This window comes from Povalibacter uvarum (genome assembly GCF_014202975.1).
Taxonomy (GTDB): Bacteria; Pseudomonadota; Gammaproteobacteria; order Steroidobacterales; family Steroidobacteraceae; genus Steroidobacter; species Steroidobacter uvarum.
Window position 1 is genome coordinate 1 of sequence record NZ_JACHHZ010000006.1, and the last position, 17776, is coordinate 17776.

Genomic DNA, 17776 nt, shown 5'->3' on the forward strand with positions numbered 1-17776 from the left:
AGCCTCGGCCGGGTGCCGCCCCTCACCTTCATGCCGAGGCGAGCAAGCGCTGGAAAGTCTACTTTGGAGTTGTGTCCTTGACGGGGGAGCTTACGGAGCCATTCCAGGAACACATCGACGCTGCGGTCGCTACGGTCAAGCGTCGTGTAAAGGGTGAGTCGCAATCGCGTGACCACGCAGTAGTCGTGGCGGTTCCGCGCACGACGTGCGAGCTCAGACAGCCTCTCCTCCGCGGCAATCATGTCAGCCGTGAGCAGTTCGCACTCTGCCATCAGGTACTCGATGGCGAAGATGAGTCCGTAGTTCTGATCCCAGGTCTCTTCTCCCAAAAGCGCACGGCCTGCCCTCAGGTATTTGAGCGCCGAGACATAGGCCGTCGATACCTTCGCGCGCCGACCGGCGATCAGGTTGAGATCCGCGACGCGCTCGCGTTGCCCAGTGGAGGCAATCAGATGGGAACCACGGTTCAGCTGGTTGACGATTTCGAAGACGGACTCTTCGACGTGTGCTGCCGGCGTGTGCTCTGCGAGCAGCATGCCGATATGCAAGTGCGCTGCGGCACGCTGCTGCTGCGGGATCAACGAATACGCCGCCTCCTGCACCCGGTCGTGCAGAAATCGATAGGAATCTTCAGACCGGAAGATCAGGCCTGCGAGAACCGCGTCCCAGAGATGGCCATGAAGTCGGTCCACCGATTCCTCGTAGACCATGCTGAGCATGCCGAACTCCGCACGGTTGCCCATGCACGCAAACTGCTGGAGCGCTTTCTGCGTTGCCGCGGGCAGCCGCGCCAGCTTTCCGACCATGAGTTCGACGACATTGTCCGTGTAGCCTTTGGCCCGAATGCTTTCGAGATTCCACTCCCAGCGCCCGCCGACGTAGTCGAAGGCCAGTAATCCTTCATCAGCAAGCGTCCCGATGAACTGGATGGCGAAGAAGGGATTGCCGGTCGTTTTTTCGTGGAGCAGATGCGCCAGTGGCGCAGCTCGCTCGGGTTCGCATCGCAATGAATCTGAGAGAAGCTGCTCCAGATCGTCGCGCGTGAGCGGCGCCAGGACGATGTCCCGCAACGTCGCGCCGCCCTGCCGCATGATCTGAAGCTTGCGCATCAGCGGATGTGTGGCGCTGACTTCGTTGTCTCGATAAGCCCCGATGAGAAGCAGGTTCTGAAGATCCGGCTGCGTCAGCAGGTCTTCCAGCAGGTCGAGCGTCGCTACGTCAAGCCATTGCAGGTCATCCAGAAAGAGGGCCAGAGGATGCTCGGGCGTGGCAAACACGCTGATGAACCGGCGAAAGACCAGTTGAAAACGACGTTGCGCTTCCTGCGGTGCAAGCTCCGGCACGGGCGGTTGCTCGCCCATGATGTGCCTCAGTTCCGGAACCAGATCGACGATCAACGAAGCGTTCGGATCCAGCGCCTCGCGTAACGCATCGCTCCAGATCTGCAGTTCCCGCTCATTCTTGCTCAGCAGCGGCCGGACCAGGCTCTGAAACGCCTGGGCCAGCGTTGCATATGGAATGTCCCGTTTGTACTGATCGAACTTTCCGGAGGCGAATAACCCGCGGGGCGGCACGAGCGGTTTGTGCAGTTCATTCACAACCGCGGATTTACCGATGCCGGAGTATCCGGACACAAGGACCAGTTCGGGACGGCCACCGGCCACGATGCGATCGAATGCAGTGAGCAGCGTGTCGATCTCGACGTCGCGACCGTACAGCCTCTCGGGAATGTTGAGTCGATCGGGGGCTTCGCGCACACCGGGCGCGAAATCGCTGACCAGCCGCTGTGATTCCCACTCCAGCAGACACCGTCGCAGGTCGCCTTCTACTCCCGCCGCCGTTTGATATCGCTCCTCCGCTGTCTTCGAAAGCAGTTTCATCGTGATCGCAGACACGGATTGCGGCAGATCGGCGCGCCGCTCGATCGGTGCCGGCGGTTGCCTTGCGATGTGGCAATGCACCCACTCCATCGGATCCGCTGCAGTGAATGGCAGCGCACCGGTGAGCATCTCGTAGAACGTCACGCCCAGGGAGTAGAGATCACTGCGGGAATCGATCGAGCGATTGACGCGCCCTGTCTGCTCCGGGGCCATATAGGCGAGCGTTCCGGCGATGAACTCGGGCGGCGCCGGCGGCTGCCGTTCGCGCGGCAGTCGGGAGGCAATGCCGAACCCGGTCAGCCAGATTTTCTCTGTGTCGGCGTCCGCAAGCACGTTGGCGAGCTTGATGTCTTTGTGGATGACGCCGCGTCCATGCAATCGGCTGAGTGCACCCGACATGCCGATGGCGAGTCGCAGGAACTTGCCGATCTCCATGGGGCCTTGAACGATGTGATCGAGCGGCTCGCCGCCGGCGTAGTCGACGATCAGCATCGTGCGCCCGTCCGTTCGAACCAGCTCGAGCGGGCGAACAGCCCATGAAGCATCGAGGTGATCTTTGAGTTCGTATTCGCGGGTCAGCCGGCTGAGACCCTCGACCGTCGGATAGTCGGCATCGGGCGGCACAGGAATGAACGCGTACCCGCCACTGCTCCCGCCATCGCCCCGCAACTTGCAGAATGCGCGCTCCGTGTCATGCCACAGGATCTCGGCTCCTGCAGGCACCGACTCGATCAATTGCGGGTTGCTGAGACGCATCGTCCGATCCCACCGCCATTGCTTCGTGTTCGTGTTGTCGCATGGACCAGGGTCGCAGAGCACTGGCATGGTATCCCCGTAGACGCGGGCCAGGAACGCTCCATGAAAGAAGTCTGCCGAAAATCACTACTCTGAAGATGTGCCCAAACGGCGCGCGCAGGCGGACCGCAGGCACCCGATCAATGCGGATTCATCCAGCGGCTTGCGCAGATAGCACTCGACGCCCAGAGTCCGCATGCGTTCTTCGGTGTGAACGTTCGGATAGCCAGTGACGAGAATCGTGGGGATCGACTGCCCGGTAGCCAGCAGATGCTCGAACAGTTCCACCCCTGTCATCAGCGGCATCTGGACGTCGGCCACCAGGCAATCGGTGGAGGCTAGCCGGGACGATGCGAGAAAGTGGGCGGCCGATGGATAAGCAGCAACATCGTACCCCAACGACTTGAGGAGTCTCCTCATCGAGTCGAGAAACGATCGGTCATCATCGACGATCGCGATCAGTGATGGATGGGACAACACGCCCTCTGGCCTCGCAGCCGAAATGCCGCGCAACCGCGGTATGTGCAGAACCTCTGCGTCAAGAATGACACCTGTAACCACAATGACACCCTAAGCCTTGGTTTAGAGCGGCGGCATGGGCAAGGGGCTAAGGTGAAGCTAGACTCATATAACAAGGGCGGGAATGTGCTGGGGATAGAGGGCACCACCGTGGATCTTCGTTCGCGGGCCAAGCCTGCGCCGGATGCCGGCGCATGCGTCGTCGTCATCGACGATGATGCCGAGTTCCGCGAATCTCTCGGACGACTGTTGCGATCAGTAGACCTGCAGCCGCGTCTATTCGCGTCCATCGCCGATTTTCTGTCATCCGAACTTCCCGACGCACCGACCTGCCTTGTACTCGACGTTCGCCTGCCCGGGCGAAGCGGCCTGGACTTTCAGCGAGATCTTGCGGAGGCCAGCATCGATCTGCCGATCATCTTCATCACAGGATACGGCGACATTCCGATGACCGTTCAGGCGATGAAGGGTGGCGCCATTGAGTTTCTCACGAAGCCGTTTCGCGATCAGGACCTGCTGGACGCAGTTAATGTCGGATTGGCCCGCGACAGCTCTCGGCGGGAAAACGAGGAATCCCTGAGCGCCCTTCGAGCGCGATTCGAAGTTCTCACGCCTCGTGAGCGGGAGATTCTCTTTCAGATTGTGGAAGGCCGGCTGAACAAACAGATTGCGAGCGACATGGGTGTCACCGAGACGACCATCAAGGTTCATCGCAGCAATCTGATGCGGAAGATCAAGGCGCCGTCGTTCGCGGAACTCTGCCGGATGGTCGACAGGTTGAAGGTGTCGGCGAAAGGCAAGGATGATGGGAGGTGAGCCATTTCGGCCCACGCAACGAAGGTTCAGCGAGCCGCAGCGATTCAGATGGGAACCACGCTCTACCTTATGTAGCGCTCGCGCTTACCTTGCCTTCTTGAACATCGTCACAACAAAAATAGTTGCGAACGCAACTGTTCGCCGCTAGGCTTCCCGCCGTTCCAGTAGTTTTGTGCGGCGAAAGCTGCAATCGAAGAGAGAAGAGACTTCCATGTTGTCGAACGGCACAGCCATCTTTAGAACGCTACGCGATACGAATCGCGCCGCGCTCGGCTGCCCGTCGATTCTGGGTAGCGGGTCGCTGCCGTTCGCGAAAGATTGTCGCGAACCCGGGACCCAACCCGCCGTCTGACCGCCTTCTGAGCTCCCGAGCCCCGAAGGCATAAGCCGGACGGGGCACTACCCAGAAATGGGATGTGGGAGCCAAATACCACCCGAGATTCATCGGGATCGGTCCAAAACCCCCAAGTGTCCTGTCCGCACGGATTCGCACGTTCGCGCGTGCGTTTCCCCTGCGACGCAAGCTCGTCACAGGTCGCTGTTTAACAACTTGGTTTGATCATGGGCTCTCGCCCAAGGTCTCGCACACGCGCCTGCCCATGTATATCAACTTGGCAGGCGAGCGGGATCGGTCTGCGCGTCAAACACGCGATTGAAGATCTGCGGCGAGTTCGAGGGTGAGAGCCCAGGAGCAAGTGAGAATTTTTGAAGCACGTTCACGCGTGAGGGTCTCACTCGCTTACGAAATTTGCGGAGGTAGCTCAATTGGCAGAGCGCGAGTCTTCCAAACTCGAGGCTATGGGTTCGATTCCCATCTTCCGCCCCATTCCTTGATGCACGTTCTTGCTCCCGATGCGTTGCGAGCGAACGGGCATCTTAGTCGATCATGCGGATGTAGTTCAGTCTGGCAGAACGCGACGTTGCCAACGTCGAGGTCAGGGGTTCGAGCCCCCTCGTCCGCACCAGCCCTTCGGGCCTGTAGCTCCAATTGGCAGAGCCGCTGCTTTGCAAGCAGATGGATGTGAGTTCGAGTCTCACCAGGTCCACCAACTTCGCCCGTGTAGCTCAGCTGGCAGAGCAGCCGCCTTGTAAGCGGCAGGTCGTCGGTTCGATGCCGACTGCGGGCACCAATTTACGCCGATGTGGTGGAACGGCATACACACCAGTTCGAGGGGCTGGCGGCGCAAGCCCTGTCGGTTCGAGTCCGACCATCGGCACCATATTTTTCAACAAGGAGAATGTCATGAGCATCGAGGCAATGACGAAGATCGACAACCTGAAGTCATGGACCTCGGGCGTCGATATCGATTGGGAGTCGGTGAACCAGCTGCGCAACATCGCACGGCTGCCGATTCTCGCCGGACACGTAGCAGTGATGCCGGACGTGCATCTCGGGAAGGGAGCAACTGTAGGTTCGGTGATTCCTACGAAGGCGGCGATCATCCCGGCCGCGGTCGGTGTGGACATCGGCTGCGGAATGATTGCGCTGCGCACGGAGTTGAAGGCCAATGACCTGCCGGATTCGCTCGCTCGCCTGCGTTCGCGCATCGAGGCTCGCGTGCCGGTCGGATTCAACCATCACGATGCACCGGTCAACCCGCTGCATGATGGACTGCGCGGCCGCGGTCTGGTGAATGCAGGCAAGCAGCTGTCTGCTCGATATGACGATCTGTCGATCATGGAAAGGATCGGCAAGTTCGATCATCAGCGCGTCTCCCGACAGTTGGGAACGCTCGGCGGGGGTAATCACTTCATCGAGCTGTGCCTGGACGAGTCGAACGATGTGTGGGTGATGTTGCACTCCGGGTCCCGGAACATTGGCAAGACGATCGGGGAATGTGCGATCCATATGGCCCGAAAGATCGCTGAGGCGAAGGAAACGCACCTCAAGGACAAGGACCTGGCCTGGCTGGACGAAGGAACCGTCGAGTTCAACATGTACATCGAGGGATTGCGCTGGGCTCAGGACTACGCGGCTCACAACCGTGCGCTGATGATGCATGCCGTGCTGCTGGCGCTGCGTGAGGAGTTCGGCCGCGAGGTCGCAACGTTCGAAGGCGCCATCAACTGTCACCACAACTATGCGAATGTCGAAGAGCACTTCGGCCAGCAGGTTTGGGTGACGCGCAAGGGCGCGGTGTCGGCTCGGAACGGCGAACTCGGGATCATTCCCGGATCGATGGGTGCCAAGTCGTACATCGTGCGTGGCAAGGGCAACGAGGACGCGTACTGCTCCTGTTCGCACGGTGCAGGCCGTCGTTTGTCCCGTGGCGCTGCAAAGCGGGCATACACGCTCGCGGACCTCGAAGCGCAGACGGCTGGTGTTGAATGTCGCAAGGACGAAGGTGTCCTGGATGAAATTCCGGGTGCCTACAAGGACATCGATACCGTGATGGCCGCACAGACCGATCTCGTCGAGGTCGTCCATGCCTTGAAGCAAGTGATGTGCATCAAGGGTTGATATCGAGGAAGGGATGCACGGACCGCGTCCCTTCCTCCTTTCTGATGATCCCTTCCTGGCGGAACGGCATACGCGCTGCGCTCAGAACGCAGTGTCCTTGCGGACGTCCCGGTTCGAGTCCGGGGGAAGGGACCACTTTCCTGACTCCTTTCGATAAACAAGCTTCGGTAGCAGAACTCTGCTTCCACCTTCCCCCGCCCACCACATGACTTGCGCCTGTGGCGAAACTGGAAGACGCGCTGCATTCAAAAGGCGGTGACCGAAGGTTGTGCCGGTTCGATTCCGGCCAGGCGCACCATGGATCGTTAGCTCAACTGGCGGAGCATCCGGCTCTTAACCGGCAGGTTGAAGGTTCGACTCCTTCACGGTCCACCAACATCACCTTGAGAGGGCTCGTAGCTCAAGGGCAGAGCATCCGGCTTTTAACCGGACGGCGAAGGTTCGATCCCTTCCGAGCCCACCAGCACTTGGGGCTTCGTCTAGCGGCAGGACATCGCGCTTTGAACGCGAGAAGCCAGGTTCGAATCCTGGAGCCCCAGCCATGAGCGATTGCAGTGCCACGTTAACTCAGCGGCCAGAGTGCTCGCCTGTCTAGCGAGGAGTCACGGGTTCGAGTCCCGTACGTGGCGCCAAATATTTAGCGCACCGATAGCTCAGTAGGTAGAGCGCCTGGTTGAAGCCCAGGCGGTCCCATGACGATGACCTGGGTCGAAACCTGCTCGGTGCACCACTTTCTTGGTCAGTAGCTCAGTCGGCAGAGCGCCTCGCTGTTACCGAGGATGTCACAGGTTCGAGCCCTGTCTGGCCAGCCACCATTTGAACGCACGCATAGCTCAGCTGGCCAGAGCGCCGTTCTTACAAAGCGGAAGTCCTTGGTTCGATCCCAAGTGCGTGCACCAATCGAAGCGACGTTAGCTCAGCTGGATCAGAGCGCCGGTTTACGAAGCCGGAGGTCGAAGGTTCAACTCCTTCACGTCGCGCCACCAAAGTGAAATGAGTTGGGAAGTCGTCTAGTCGGCAGGACACCGGATTCTGACTCCGGCAACGTAGGTTCGAGACCTACCTTCCCATCCAGATCGCTTTCGATGGTGACGTTAGCTCAGTCGGCCAGAGTCCCGGAATGTGAATCCGGAGGTCGTGGGTTCGAACCCCACACGTCACCCCACATCATCATGGACGATTTCGATTTCCATGCACTCGTAGCCAAGCGGCTGAAGGCACTGGTCTGCAAAACCAGTGAGCGCAAGCTCCACGTCAGTTCGAATCTGACCGAGTGCTCCACGCTTTCATTCGGGACTTAGCTCAGCCTGGTCAGAGCACCTGCCTTGGGCGCAGGGGGTCGTGAGTTCGAATCTCACAGTCCCGACCATTTCTATCCGTCCGCTTAGCTCAGCTGGTAGAGCACTCGACCGATAATCGAGAGGTCTCTGGTTCGAACCCAGAAGTGGACACCAACAAAGGAGGGTCCGATGAGTCCGCACATTCTCGCGCTCGACGTCGCCGGCGCTCCGCACCGGTGGATCAACGTGCGCAGCGCCGCGCACTACTACGCCACCGACATGATCGCGTGGGCCATCGGCACGAACGAGTTCGTGCTTCACGGTGGCACACAGCGCTCGACGGGCGTGCAGTCGACGATCTGCGCCAGCTCGATCATTGCCATCAAGGGCAAGGACTTCATGGTCCGTCATTTCAACCAGGTACCGACGCTGACCAAGGAGATGCTGGTTGCTCGTGACCGCTACACCTGCGCCTACTGCGCCCAGCGGTTCCGGTTCGACCAGCTCGACATGGAGCACATCGTGCCGAGTTCGAAGGGCGGCGAAGATTCCTGGATGAACCTCGTCACCGCCTGCAAGGCGTGCAACAACCGCAAGGCTGATCGCACGCCAGAGACGGCCAACATGAAGCTGCACTATGTGCCGTACGTGCCGAACCGCTACGAGGCGTTCATCCTGAGCAACCGCAAGATCCTGGCCGACCAGATGGAGTTCCTGCTCCAGGGCGTGCCGAAGAACTCGCGAATGCACCTGGCAACCTGAGGGCGGGCAATGGGGCCCGCCCTCCCCTGCAAACAATCAAGGAGAAGTGTCATGCGTAACTCCAACTATTTTCCGTCGGAGTTCTTTCGAAGTGATGAGCAAGCGGCGTAACGGCTATCCATCCGAAAGCCGCGTCAAGCGAGGCACGCGCATCGTGCACGGAGACAAGGAGTTGATTCGAGAAGCTGGGTCGCAATGACCCATGCCCTTGCGACTCTGGACAGCGATTCAAGAATTGTTGCCTGAAGTCCGGGCACTTCGACGGTTCCGGCCGTCACCACTATGAGAGATGAAGCGGATGGCTGCAGTCTCTGCCGCCATCCGCAACTGTACTCGATCTTCAAGAATTCTGATGGGCGCCACGCGCGCCCATCGTCACCGAGGTCCTGGCCTACGTTTGACGCCAGCGGTTGTGGTTCGAACCACACTGGCACGCGGCAGCGCTGCTGTCCGGGTGTACCCGCGTCAGACGCAACCACAACCACCACTGCAATGTAGCTCAGTCTGGATAGAGCAAGCAGCTCACAACTGCTGTGTCGAGGGTTCGACTCCCTCTATTGCAACGACCTGATAAGTCGTTACTGGTAAGGCCGAAAGGTCGGGGTTCGAATCCCCCGTGGATGCCAGATGCATCCTCACCGCGAGGCGCAAGCCTCGCATCCGAGGCGCCCCAGCGATCCCTGATCGTGCTCACGCAAGTGGGCATCGATCACATCGCAGCGCGTACCACGCCTGTGCGTCGATGTTCGACGTGCGCCCGGTCAGGCGCGAAGGCGGTCGAAGAAGCGTTCGTGCCAGGCAGGCGCGAACGATGACGATCGTGTTCTCGCCGGCGACGGACACGTTGACCGCGATCCCCGTGCGGTAGGTGCGGGGTGGCTTCGGACCTATTCAAGAATTGCTGTCGCTGGATGGGCCAGTGGCGGCATTGGGCGATGAAACAAGAAGGAGAAACGACATGACAATGAAGCGAATCACAGTCGCCCAGCATGAACGTGCCTTGGTCTGGAAGAACAAGACCTTTGCAGGTGTGCTGGAGCCGGGCAAGCACTGGCTCATCGCGCCGATGAGCGACACCCAGGCGCAGCTCTATGACCTCACGGTCCCGGAGTTCGAACACGCGCGCGTTGACTTCCTGGTGAAGGAAGCGCGCGAGACGATTGAGAAGCACTTCGACATCGTCGAACTGACGGACACCGAAGCAGGCCTGGTCTACAAGAACGGCAAGCTCGCCGGCCTGCTCGCACCGGGCAAGCGTCAGCTCTACTGGAAGGGTCCGATTGAGGTGAAGGTAGAGAAGATCGATCTCGCGGGTGAACCCGAAGTTGCGGCACCGGTGGCCAAGCTGCTCGCTCGCGCGAAGCAGCCGCTACTGGCGCAGGCTACGGAGGCCGTGAGCTCGATCGAAGTGCCGGATACCTCGGTCGCTCTGCTGATCGTGGACGGCAAGTTCGTCAAGCTGCTCGAGCCGGGCCTGCACGTGTTCTGGAAGTTCCAGCGCACGATCAAGTTCGAGCTCGTGGATCGCCGCGTGCAAACCATGGAAGTCGCGGGTCAGGACATCCTGACGAAGGACAAGGTCAGCCTGCGCATCAACCTCACTGCCCTATGGCAGGTGGAAGACGTCATCACGGCCCGTGCGATCCTGCAGAACTTTGTGGAGTACATCTACAAGGAACTGCAGTTCGCGCTGCGTGAGGCGATCGGTGCTCGCACGCTCGATGAACTGCTGGGCGCCAAGGGCGACCTGGATCGCGAGATCCAGGCGTCGGCGCGCGGCAAGATCGAGCAGCACGGCATCAAGCTCGCGAGCGTCGGCATCAAGGACGTGATCCTGCCGGGTGAGATGAAGGAAATTCTCAACCGCGTCGTGGAAGCCGAGAAGGTTGCACAGGCGAACCTGATCAAGCGTCGTGAAGAGACCGCGGCAACGCGTTCGCTCCTGAACACGGCGCGCCTCATGGATGAGAATCCGACGCTGCTGCGTCTCAAGGAGCTGGAAACGCTGGAGAAGGTCACGGAGAAGGTGGACAAGCTCACCGTCTTCGGCGGCCTCGACGGCGTGCTCAAGGATGTCGTGCGAATCAACGTTCCCTCGAACTAAAGAGCGCTCGAGCATCGAAACGGAAGCCCGGCCGATGGTGGCCGGGCATTCCTGGAACAGCGAGGTATCACACTCACAAAACACAAATCATCGGAGTAGTTATGCGTGAAGATATGTACAAGGTCATCGTCGAACGGCCGCGACGCGGCCAGTCTGGCTATAACGCCGCGGCACGACGCCGAAATGACTTCGACGGACCCGCATCACTGGGCATGCGTGCGGGCTACGGCTATCGCGGTCTCAATGAGAACCTCGCACCGCTGCGCAGATACCTGCGGGCGCAGGTGGGGCGCCCATGGAACAAGGTGTTCAGCGAAATCTGCGCCGGCATCGATGGCCGCAACACAGTGCAACAGCACATCCGTCAGCACATCGATGATTTCATCGCAACGAAGGTCGGGTTACGCGATGGAAAGCTGATCGACTTGGCGCAGCGCTACAGGTTCTGGCCGGACGACGGCGCGCTGCACCAGGAACTGTATGTCGATCCGCGATCCGGCCTGATCCGGATCAACAAATGGTATCGCGCCTGGCGCCGTGAACGCCTGGAGGACGTGAAACGCGCGCTGGCTGATATCGCCACGCGCCGTCGCACGATCGACAAAGACACGCAGCTGCATCTCCTCGAGAGGATCTGGTTTCAAGTGACGACCAGCGTCGTACCTCCGGCACGGACCAGGGAGGTAGTGGTCAAGGGTCGTCGGGTGACGCACACGATTCGTGACAAGCGATACGACGCGATTCTGAGACGAGAGGTGTGGCAGGACGATGGGGTCGAGGACGAGCGGGAGCGTGTGTACGGAGTACGCAACAGGTATGGGGTCAGCAAGCGGCAACTTTCCAAGCGCGAGCTCGTTGCCTACGGTCTGCGATGACGTTGGCACGCGGGAGGGACTCGCGAGGAGATAGGGTCCGCGATGTCAGTTCTACTCGAGGCTCGCTACAACTCTGAGGCTTGCCAAGAGAATCCCCAAGGTTGCTAGCTCGTCGAGCGACTGATCTGCTTTGAGCAAATTGTGCAGCTAAGGGACTCGAACCCGACCCTCTGATTACAAATTGAAATCAGGGGATTTTTCGGCTGAAAGTGCCAGAGAAGCTCAACGCGGGCAGCTCGCTGATTCGAATCGATTTTTCAGCAAATCATTCCGCGCGGCGCCCGTTGCAATCGCCCGCTGGAAGCATCGTAAATCAGGGTCGAGTCCCACAATTTCCCCACAAAAATTCCGAGTACATCAGGTGTTCGGTGGCATCAGGTGGTCGGGACTTTGCGTCGGATTGTCTGAAGACTGACGTGCTTTCGCACTTCTCGGTTCCCCTCGTCTCCCAGCTGTAATCACCTGCGGCATCGATCAGGTGGTCGGGAGTTGGTTGCGGCCTCACAGCTGGATTTCTTTGTCAGTCAGCGAATTGGCCGCCACGTGTGGGTGACTGACGTTGCAATCAGGTGTTCGGCACATCAGGCGCTAGGTTCTGGGCTAAATATCAGATGGGCTGTGGGGGCGCCGACCGCTTCAGGCGCTCCTTCGTCTCCTTGTCTGCGCGTCGCACTATCGTTCGAAGTTCTCGGTCGATGCTGCTACTAGATGCCCCGCGCTCTGGTTCTCTTCGTTCCAGACTTAAGGGCGCTTGAACAAAGGGACGATCAGCGTTGGGGCTGAATGAAGATCATCTGAGGGGTGCGGACTTGAGTTTCCATGCTTCTGCTGGTTCCTCACAAGTCGAGGCTGTTCGAACTCTATTCCCGTTTCCCGGCCCGAAATCAGTCGAATCCCCTGCTCACACGTAGCAAAACGATTGCGGCGGAACCGCCCGCTCGATGAGCCTGCTGAGTTCAATAGGCTTCTTGTAGCGCTTCGGCTGATCAACGCCGATCGCATAGGCACGCGTCCTACCTGCGAAGTATTCCTTGAAATACTGCTCTGATATCCCTGCCGCGTGCGACGTTCGCTTCCAAAGGGCACTTGGACGCGCCTCGATGATCGATGACACTCGAAACTCGCCGATTACCTTCCCCACAGGCATGGTGGCGTAGATGACAACCGTGCAAACCCGCTCATTCCGGAAGATGGACTTGCGAAACTCGAAGCGCTTTTCACCGTTCAGAATCTTCTCCGCGTACTCAGGCTTAATCGACAATAAGACTTTCATTCACTTCCCCTAGGTCAGCTATTGCTCTCAGTTGGTTGCCGGTAATGGGCATGAAGCCCCAATACGCGTTCGCATCTAGACCCACTGAATCGATCAATTCTCCTCGCGTTACTCGCCTCGGCATCGCAATGTTGTACGTGAACCGAATGACGTGTGGGTACTTCTTATACTTCCAAAAGGAAGTCAGTTCCTCATCTGTGAATACGCTGTACGACTGGCAGTAACTCAGGAAGTCGTTTTCGTTACGGAACGAGTGAATGGATCTGTATTCCTCCACGACGCATATTGAAGTCGCTACGGAACGGTAGTATGCCGCACCAGCACCATCGTTGGTCCGGTAGATCATCAGCAGATCACCCGCCTTCAGCACGTCCATCCCTTTCATAGCGGCAAGATAAACCTTGTGGATGCTGTTGGTGTGCGAGACATCCTCGATGATCGCTGCCTTCTCTGTCTTCAAAATGGAATCCGGCAACAAGCGTGTGTGCCATACCGGATATAGAGACAGAAGATAGGCCGGAGATGAGAGCGATACCGAGGGATAACGGTAAAGGATGTCTTTGGATTCATTATTGAGGTTACGGGCAAGAACATCCTCGGATCCGTTGGCCGTATGCTTGTCAGCGATCTTCGCAAAGCCGTAGCGGCGAAAGAGTGCCACGAGGGCGGCGTGCTTCGGAAAGATTGTCACATACATCTGTGACACGTTCTCCTCGACGGCGTGATCGAAGATCTTCTTCACCAACCTCTCGCCCATTCGAGTTCCGTGTGGATTGACTTTCATTGTTCCGACCTTCAGGCGACGGGCAGCGGGCAGGCCAGGCGTCAGATCGTCCAGCGCATCCTCTTCCACCTTTAGGTACAGAAACGCTTGGATGGCTTCGTCTTCGCCATGGAAAACGTATGCTGTGTGCTCGCCCTTCTTGGCGAACCACTCGCCGAACTCCTTGTAGTCCGCCTTCAGCGAATCAAAGAACGCATCCGCCAGATTGATCTCTTTGAACTTCTTTCGTTTCAGTGCCATTGCCTACCTTCTCCCAGAGGTTCGGTGACCACACATGCAGACCGAAAGTTCGACCTCGTCTGTCAAGCTGAATTCTCCTGAAAAAACCATCGCGGATCGCGAGCGACATTACTTGCAGCAAGGATCGCAGAGTGCAGAGACCCAACCTCGAAGCGCCTGCATTCAGAAAGCGATCTATCTCCTACCCCATCGCCCATTTCAGAAGGCGTCTGGGCGAATGAACTCCAAACCGGTGATTTCGGAAGCCATGCCATAGACGAACTGTGCGGGCGCCGCACGGATGAACTCAGACAGAAGCCAGTTGTGATTGACATTGAAGTGACCGGCGAATGCGACGGGATCATATCGGCTGAGCTCACTCAGTCTATGCATGGCCGCGAACACAAGGACCATCTGTGAGTTCACAAGCTTGCCGTGACCCGCTACTGACTTCTTTAAGTACCAACGGTTCTCGGATGAATAGATCGGAATGATCCGGCGCCTGATTGTCTTGTGGTACTTCTTGAACTTGGTGATGCTCGTCTCGACGGCGCGGCCCGACCATCTGAATCGACGTTTGCGACGGATATAGTACTTCTGCTCCAGCTCGAAAAGCTCGAAGCCAGGTTGAATCATTCGCGTAGTGTGTGCGTTCACATACCGCCGATCCACTTCCGCCTGAAACCACGCTTCCTTCGAGTCATCCAGCCGCATGAAGCAGTTGTCCTTCAGCGGAATAAAGAGCTCAGTTGCACCTTTGTACGTGAGGCAGTATGCGCGATGAATAAATGGCATCTGCCAAAGTAGATCCTGAAGCGTGAAATCCTTTCCCGCATTATTTGGCTCCTCCAGGTAAGCGCACAGCGCTGGGAGTATCCCGCCTCCCTGGAAGTCGACGATCTCATTGGAGAGTGACTTATGGCCGGCCTTCGATCTACCTCCTACACCGTGGCTTTCGGTGAACACCTGTCCCTTGGATGAAAGCAAGGCCTTCGTCGCGTTCAAGAAGCAGTAGTACGAAGTCAGTGGTGCAGACAAGGCCGGCAATGAACTAGACGCCTCAAAAAAGTGACGTGACTGCTCCCAATAGAACAAGGCGGCCTTCTTGTGCTCGCGCTTTAGCCACAGCGCGACAAAATCCCAGGGATCTGAGCAGAGGACACGCTGTGTTCGGAAATCCGGAGCTGCCAAGGAGCCGTGCAAGCGCACTAGCTTGCCCGCGATGTGCAGTTTATGAGCCGGCATGAACCACCCTGAACGATCTTCTCGGGTTACCTGACGCCCTCATGAGGCGAGGTCTCCGCAGAAGGCTATCCTCAAGAGGCCTTTGTCTAGCCGCTCTGATCGCACACTCCCCGCTGCTGCCTTCGCTTCAACAGCCGCCGCGGATTCCAGAGCGGACGCTACAAATGCAACAATCCTTTGCTGCTCCCTCAACGTCGGAAGTCGAATGGGAAGGCGTTTCAAGTCGGCGCCAGAAACCCCTTTCTGTCCGGCGCTTGATCGAACGAGACTTTCGATAGCCGAACGCTGCTTGGGTGCTGCAAACCACAACTCGACGAACTCGGGCAGTACCTTTCTTGTGTCGACGCGCGCCCGGATCAACTTGTCAGGATAGAGAATCGTCGACGCATGCCTGCGGTACATCGCGCAAACACCAACAAACTCGAGTGTCCCGTTGTATCGCGTGAATAGCAGATCCTTGGGCCGAAGCCTGTAGCGTTCGATGGTTTCATCGTCTGCGTCGAGGTATCTAACATCTGACTGATCTATTTCGCCCGGCCTTACTGAGCTTATCCGCAGGATAGGGGTACCCGGCGGTTGCTCGCGCGGTTTAGGAGATAGCCCGTTTCGCAGTTCAATGAGCACGTCGCCGAATTCAGCCTCTTCCCATTCATCGAGTGACGCGCACCCCTCCGTCAACTCCCCGCTCGTCGCGGCCGAGAGCACCGATTGCCGGAAGCGTTTGAGGATGGCGGGGATGGCGTCGAGGCGGGTCTTGCAGGTGTCGACGGCGGCGAGCAGCCGGTCGAGTTTGTCGGCGATGCGCTTTTGTTCCGCGAGCGGCGGAAGCGGAACCTCAAGGTTCCGCATGATCCGTTGATTGAGATTGACCATCGTCGATCCGACTGATGCGCCCTCCAGGACTGCCACAACCTCAGGACTGGAGAGGAAGCGCTGTAAGTATGGAGCGTAGACATCCCGACTCGGCCTGACGATCAACGAGCCCGTTCCGCAGAGCCAGCCGTTGTTTTCCGTTGTAACAACCGCGCATCGGCCCATTTCGCCCCTCCGCCCGATGACCACGTCGCCCGTATGCAACCGAAAGGTGTCGAGTCGCGAAGCGGTCTTTGGCGACACCGTCATAGCCGGTGTTGGAACGAGCCGACCACGCTCTATGTGCATTGGATTGATGATAGGGATGCCGCCGAGCACATAGTCGTGCTTCTTGAGCGAACTGCCGAACGGCCCAGTGATCAGTTCGGCGACATCCCCGAGTGGTTGGTAGTTCCAGGCAGCCGAACTCACGCCACCACCTCACCCACCTCTGATGCCTCTTCCTCCCCCAACTGCACCAATATTCTCCTCAAATCCCCAATCGCCCCCTCCAGCTCCGCCATCGCCTCGCGCGCCAGCACGGCCGGCTCGGGCAATTCCTCGCCACTGCCTTCACTCTCATCGCGCAGCCACGCGATATCCAGGCTGTCGCCGCGCCTCGCAATCTCCTCGCGCGTGAACTTGCGGAAGCGGCCCTGCTCGCCTTCGTCCTTGCGCTTCGCCAGGCTCTTCGGTTCACCGCACTGATCCTTGCCGAACGCCCTCTCGAATTCCTTGAAGTGTTCGCGCGTGAGCGGCGTGCGCTTGCCGAATGCGGGCATGTTGGCGCGCAGGTCGTAGACCCAGACTTCCTTCGTGCTGTCGACCGCGCTTTCCGACACCTTGGTGAAGAACAGGACATTGGTATTCACCCCCTGCGCATAGAAGATGCCAGTGGGCAGGCGCAGGATCGTATGCAGGTGGCACTTGTTCATGAGGTCGCGGCGGATGTCGACGCCGGTGTTGCCTTCGAACAGCACGTTGTCGGGCACGACGACGGCGGCGCGGCCGCCGGGTTTCAGGTTCTTGTAGATGTGTTCGACGAAGGCGAGCTGCTTGTTGCTGGTGAGGAAGACGAAGTCGCTGCGCGAGGGCACGCCTCCGCCCTTCTTGGTGCCGAAGGGCGGATTGGTCAGGATGAGATTGGCGGACGGCAGGAGCTTTGCGCCTTCGTCGGTGAGCGTGTCGCCCAGGTGCATGCCGTCGACATGCTCGAAGCCGTGCAGCATCAGGTTCATGAGCGCGAGACGATGCGCGTCCTGCACCAGCTCCATGCCGTGGAAGTTGCGTCGCAGCTTCTGGATCTTCTCGACCTTGAGGCTGTCGAGGTCGTGATGCTTGCTGATGTACTGCCATGCCGAGATGAGGAATCCCGCAGTACCAGCGGCGGGATCCTGGATCACGTCATCGAGGCCCGGCTGCATCACGGCGACCATCGCGTCGATCAGAGGGCGCGGCGTGAAGTACTGACCGGCGCCGGACTTCTTTTCGCTGGCGTTGCGTTCGAGCAGGTCTTCGTATAGGTCGCCCATCTGTTCGCGGTCGACGCTGTACCAGTTGAGTTCGTCGATGGCATTGACCAGTTCGCTCAAGGTCTTGGGCTTGCGGATGGCGGTGGTGGCGTTGGCGAAGATCTGTTTGACCAGCACGTTGGTCGTGCGGCCAAGGTTCAGGAGCATTTCCTTGTAGCCGTCGAGGTCAGCGTCACGCGCCTTCTTTTCGACGACGTCCCACCGATACTTCGCGGTGATCTTCTCTTCCTGGCCAGTTTCCTTGGCCATCTTGAGGAACAGCAGGTATGTGAGTTCGGTGACGTACTGGTGGTAGGTGACGCCGTCGTCGCGCAGCAGATTGCAGAGGTTCCAGAGCTTCTGGCCGATGTCTTGGGTGACTTGGTTCATTTCGTCCTAA

At 58.8% G+C, this 17776-nt stretch carries 13 protein-coding genes and 21 tRNA genes; 27 read left to right on the top strand and 7 right to left on the bottom strand.

From position 1 onward, the window contains the following. Together HNQ60_RS22265 and HNQ60_RS22270 are read right to left on the bottom strand one after the other, a co-directional pair. A partial coding sequence (locus tag HNQ60_RS22265) for an ATP-binding protein (protein ID WP_184335014.1) occupies nt 1-2636 on the bottom strand: 2636 nt, incomplete at its 3' end. Nucleotides 2637-2762: 126 nt separating this feature from the next. Next, entirely contained in the window at nt 2763-3152 is a 390-nt protein-coding gene (locus HNQ60_RS22270; RefSeq protein WP_184335015.1) for a response regulator transcription factor, read from the bottom strand. Nucleotides 3153-3344: 192 nt separating this feature from the next. Between HNQ60_RS22270 and HNQ60_RS22275 the strand changes: the two genes are divergently transcribed. From HNQ60_RS22275 to HNQ60_RS22405, 27 genes are all read left to right on the top strand, one after another. After that, entirely contained in the window at nt 3345-4010 is a 666-nt protein-coding gene (locus HNQ60_RS22275) for a response regulator transcription factor (protein ID WP_407676464.1), read from the top strand. 750 nt (nt 4011-4760) lie between these two features. Beyond that, nucleotides 4761-4836: transfer RNA gene (locus HNQ60_RS22280), tRNA-Gly, on the top strand. Nucleotides 4837-4898: 62 nt separating this feature from the next. Next, nucleotides 4899-4975: transfer RNA gene (locus HNQ60_RS22285), tRNA-Gly, on the top strand. A 7-nt stretch (nt 4976-4982) separates the two neighbouring features. Next, nucleotides 4983-5059, top strand: a tRNA-Ala gene (locus HNQ60_RS22290). A gap of 5 nt (nt 5060-5064) precedes the next feature. Further along, nucleotides 5065-5140: transfer RNA gene (locus HNQ60_RS22295), tRNA-Thr, on the top strand. A 6-nt stretch (nt 5141-5146) separates the two neighbouring features. Then, nucleotides 5147-5230 (top strand) — tRNA-Leu (locus HNQ60_RS22300). A 23-nt stretch (nt 5231-5253) separates the two neighbouring features. Next, nucleotides 5254-6471 carry an RtcB family protein gene (locus tag HNQ60_RS22305; protein ID WP_184335017.1) on the top strand — a complete coding sequence of 406 codons (1218 nt, stop codon included), beginning with the start codon at nt 5254-5256 and terminating at the stop codon, nt 6469-6471. A 49-nt stretch (nt 6472-6520) separates the two neighbouring features. Further along, nucleotides 6521-6606 (top strand) — tRNA-Leu (locus HNQ60_RS22310). Between the two features lie 77 nt (nt 6607-6683). Beyond that, a tRNA-Leu gene (locus HNQ60_RS22315) sits at nt 6684-6769 on the top strand. 1 nt (nt 6770) lies between these two features. Beyond that, nucleotides 6771-6846 (top strand) — tRNA-Lys (locus HNQ60_RS22320). Nucleotides 6847-6860: 14 nt separating this feature from the next. Next, nucleotides 6861-6934, top strand: a tRNA-Lys gene (locus HNQ60_RS22325). A 5-nt stretch (nt 6935-6939) separates the two neighbouring features. Next, nucleotides 6940-7013: transfer RNA gene (locus HNQ60_RS22330), tRNA-Gln, on the top strand. 14 nt (nt 7014-7027) lie between these two features. Next, a tRNA-Asp gene (locus HNQ60_RS22335) sits at nt 7028-7103 on the top strand. Nucleotides 7104-7113: 10 nt separating this feature from the next. Next, nucleotides 7114-7201 (top strand) — tRNA-Phe (locus HNQ60_RS22340). Between the two features lie 6 nt (nt 7202-7207). Continuing rightward, nucleotides 7208-7283 (top strand) — tRNA-Asn (locus tag HNQ60_RS22345). Between the two features lie 10 nt (nt 7284-7293). Continuing rightward, nucleotides 7294-7370 (top strand) — tRNA-Val (locus HNQ60_RS22350). Between the two features lie 6 nt (nt 7371-7376). Then, nucleotides 7377-7454, top strand: a tRNA-Arg gene (locus tag HNQ60_RS22355). A 16-nt stretch (nt 7455-7470) separates the two neighbouring features. Further along, a tRNA-Gln gene (locus tag HNQ60_RS22360) sits at nt 7471-7545 on the top strand. A gap of 14 nt (nt 7546-7559) precedes the next feature. Beyond that, nucleotides 7560-7636, top strand: a tRNA-His gene (locus HNQ60_RS22365). A gap of 28 nt (nt 7637-7664) precedes the next feature. Continuing rightward, nucleotides 7665-7752 (top strand) — tRNA-Cys (locus HNQ60_RS22370). 10 nt (nt 7753-7762) lie between these two features. Further along, nucleotides 7763-7840, top strand: a tRNA-Pro gene (locus HNQ60_RS22375). A gap of 9 nt (nt 7841-7849) precedes the next feature. After that, a tRNA-Ile gene (locus HNQ60_RS22380) sits at nt 7850-7925 on the top strand. Between the two features lie 15 nt (nt 7926-7940). Next, complete coding sequence (locus tag HNQ60_RS22385) at nt 7941-8513, top strand: HNH endonuclease (protein ID WP_184335018.1); 573 nt, start codon at nt 7941-7943, stop codon at nt 8511-8513. 185 nt (nt 8514-8698) lie between these two features. After that, nucleotides 8699-8806 carry an SEC-C metal-binding domain-containing protein gene (locus HNQ60_RS28380; RefSeq protein WP_221304440.1) on the top strand — a complete coding sequence of 36 codons (108 nt, stop codon included), beginning with the start codon at nt 8699-8701 and terminating at the stop codon, nt 8804-8806. 195 nt (nt 8807-9001) lie between these two features. Then, a tRNA-Val gene (locus tag HNQ60_RS22395) sits at nt 9002-9076 on the top strand. A 395-nt stretch (nt 9077-9471) separates the two neighbouring features. After that, entirely contained in the window at nt 9472-10617 is a 1146-nt protein-coding gene (locus HNQ60_RS22400) for a slipin family protein (RefSeq protein ID WP_184335019.1), read from the top strand. Between the two features lie 101 nt (nt 10618-10718). Beyond that, complete coding sequence (locus HNQ60_RS22405; RefSeq protein WP_184335020.1) at nt 10719-11492, top strand: hypothetical protein; 774 nt, start codon at nt 10719-10721, stop codon at nt 11490-11492. Nucleotides 11493-12393: 901 nt separating this feature from the next. Here the strand turns inward: HNQ60_RS22405 and HNQ60_RS22410 are convergent. From HNQ60_RS22410 to HNQ60_RS22430, 5 genes are all read right to left on the bottom strand, one after another. Continuing rightward, nucleotides 12394-12765 carry an ASCH domain-containing protein gene (locus HNQ60_RS22410; protein WP_184335021.1) on the bottom strand — a complete coding sequence of 124 codons (372 nt, stop codon included), beginning with the start codon at nt 12763-12765 and terminating at the stop codon, nt 12394-12396. Beyond that, nucleotides 12743-13789 carry an N-acetyltransferase gene (locus HNQ60_RS22415; RefSeq protein WP_184335022.1) on the bottom strand — a complete coding sequence of 349 codons (1047 nt, stop codon included), beginning with the start codon at nt 13787-13789 and terminating at the stop codon, nt 12743-12745. The genes HNQ60_RS22410 and HNQ60_RS22415 overlap by 23 nt, the downstream gene beginning before the upstream one ends. Nucleotides 13790-13987: 198 nt before the next feature. Next, nucleotides 13988-15013 (bottom strand): YaaC family protein, encoded by a 1026-nt coding sequence (locus tag HNQ60_RS22420; RefSeq protein ID WP_184335023.1) that lies wholly within the window; start codon nt 15011-15013, stop codon nt 13988-13990. A 39-nt stretch (nt 15014-15052) separates the two neighbouring features. Then, complete coding sequence (locus HNQ60_RS28170) at nt 15053-16297, bottom strand: restriction endonuclease subunit S (protein WP_184335024.1); 1245 nt, start codon at nt 16295-16297, stop codon at nt 15053-15055. Further along, on the bottom strand, nt 16294-17766 hold the full coding sequence (locus tag HNQ60_RS22430; RefSeq protein ID WP_184335025.1) for a class I SAM-dependent DNA methyltransferase: 1473 nt from the start codon (nt 17764-17766) through the stop codon (nt 16294-16296). The genes HNQ60_RS28170 and HNQ60_RS22430 overlap by 4 nt, the downstream gene beginning before the upstream one ends. Nucleotides 17767-17776: the final 10 nt, after the last annotated feature.

Excerpts from the sequence above, each read along its gene's own strand:
- HNQ60_RS22305 (WP_184335017.1), top strand. The coding sequence starts at position 5,254 with ATGAGCATCGAGGCAATGACGAAGATCGACAACCTGAAGTCATGGACC.
- HNQ60_RS22385 (WP_184335018.1), top strand. The coding sequence starts at position 7,941 with ATGAGTCCGCACATTCTCGCGCTCGACGTCGCCGGCGCTCCGCACCGG.
- HNQ60_RS22400 (WP_184335019.1), top strand. The coding sequence starts at position 9,472 with ATGACAATGAAGCGAATCACAGTCGCCCAGCATGAACGTGCCTTGGTC.
- HNQ60_RS22405 (WP_184335020.1), top strand. The coding sequence starts at position 10,719 with ATGCGTGAAGATATGTACAAGGTCATCGTCGAACGGCCGCGACGCGGC.
- HNQ60_RS22410 (WP_184335021.1), bottom strand. The coding sequence starts at position 12,765 with ATGAAAGTCTTATTGTCGATTAAGCCTGAGTACGCGGAGAAGATTCTG.
- HNQ60_RS22415 (WP_184335022.1), bottom strand. The coding sequence starts at position 13,789 with ATGGCACTGAAACGAAAGAAGTTCAAAGAGATCAATCTGGCGGATGCG.
- HNQ60_RS22420 (WP_184335023.1), bottom strand. The coding sequence starts at position 15,013 with ATGCCGGCTCATAAACTGCACATCGCGGGCAAGCTAGTGCGCTTGCAC.
- HNQ60_RS22430 (WP_184335025.1), bottom strand. The coding sequence starts at position 17,766 with ATGAACCAAGTCACCCAAGACATCGGCCAGAAGCTCTGGAACCTCTGC.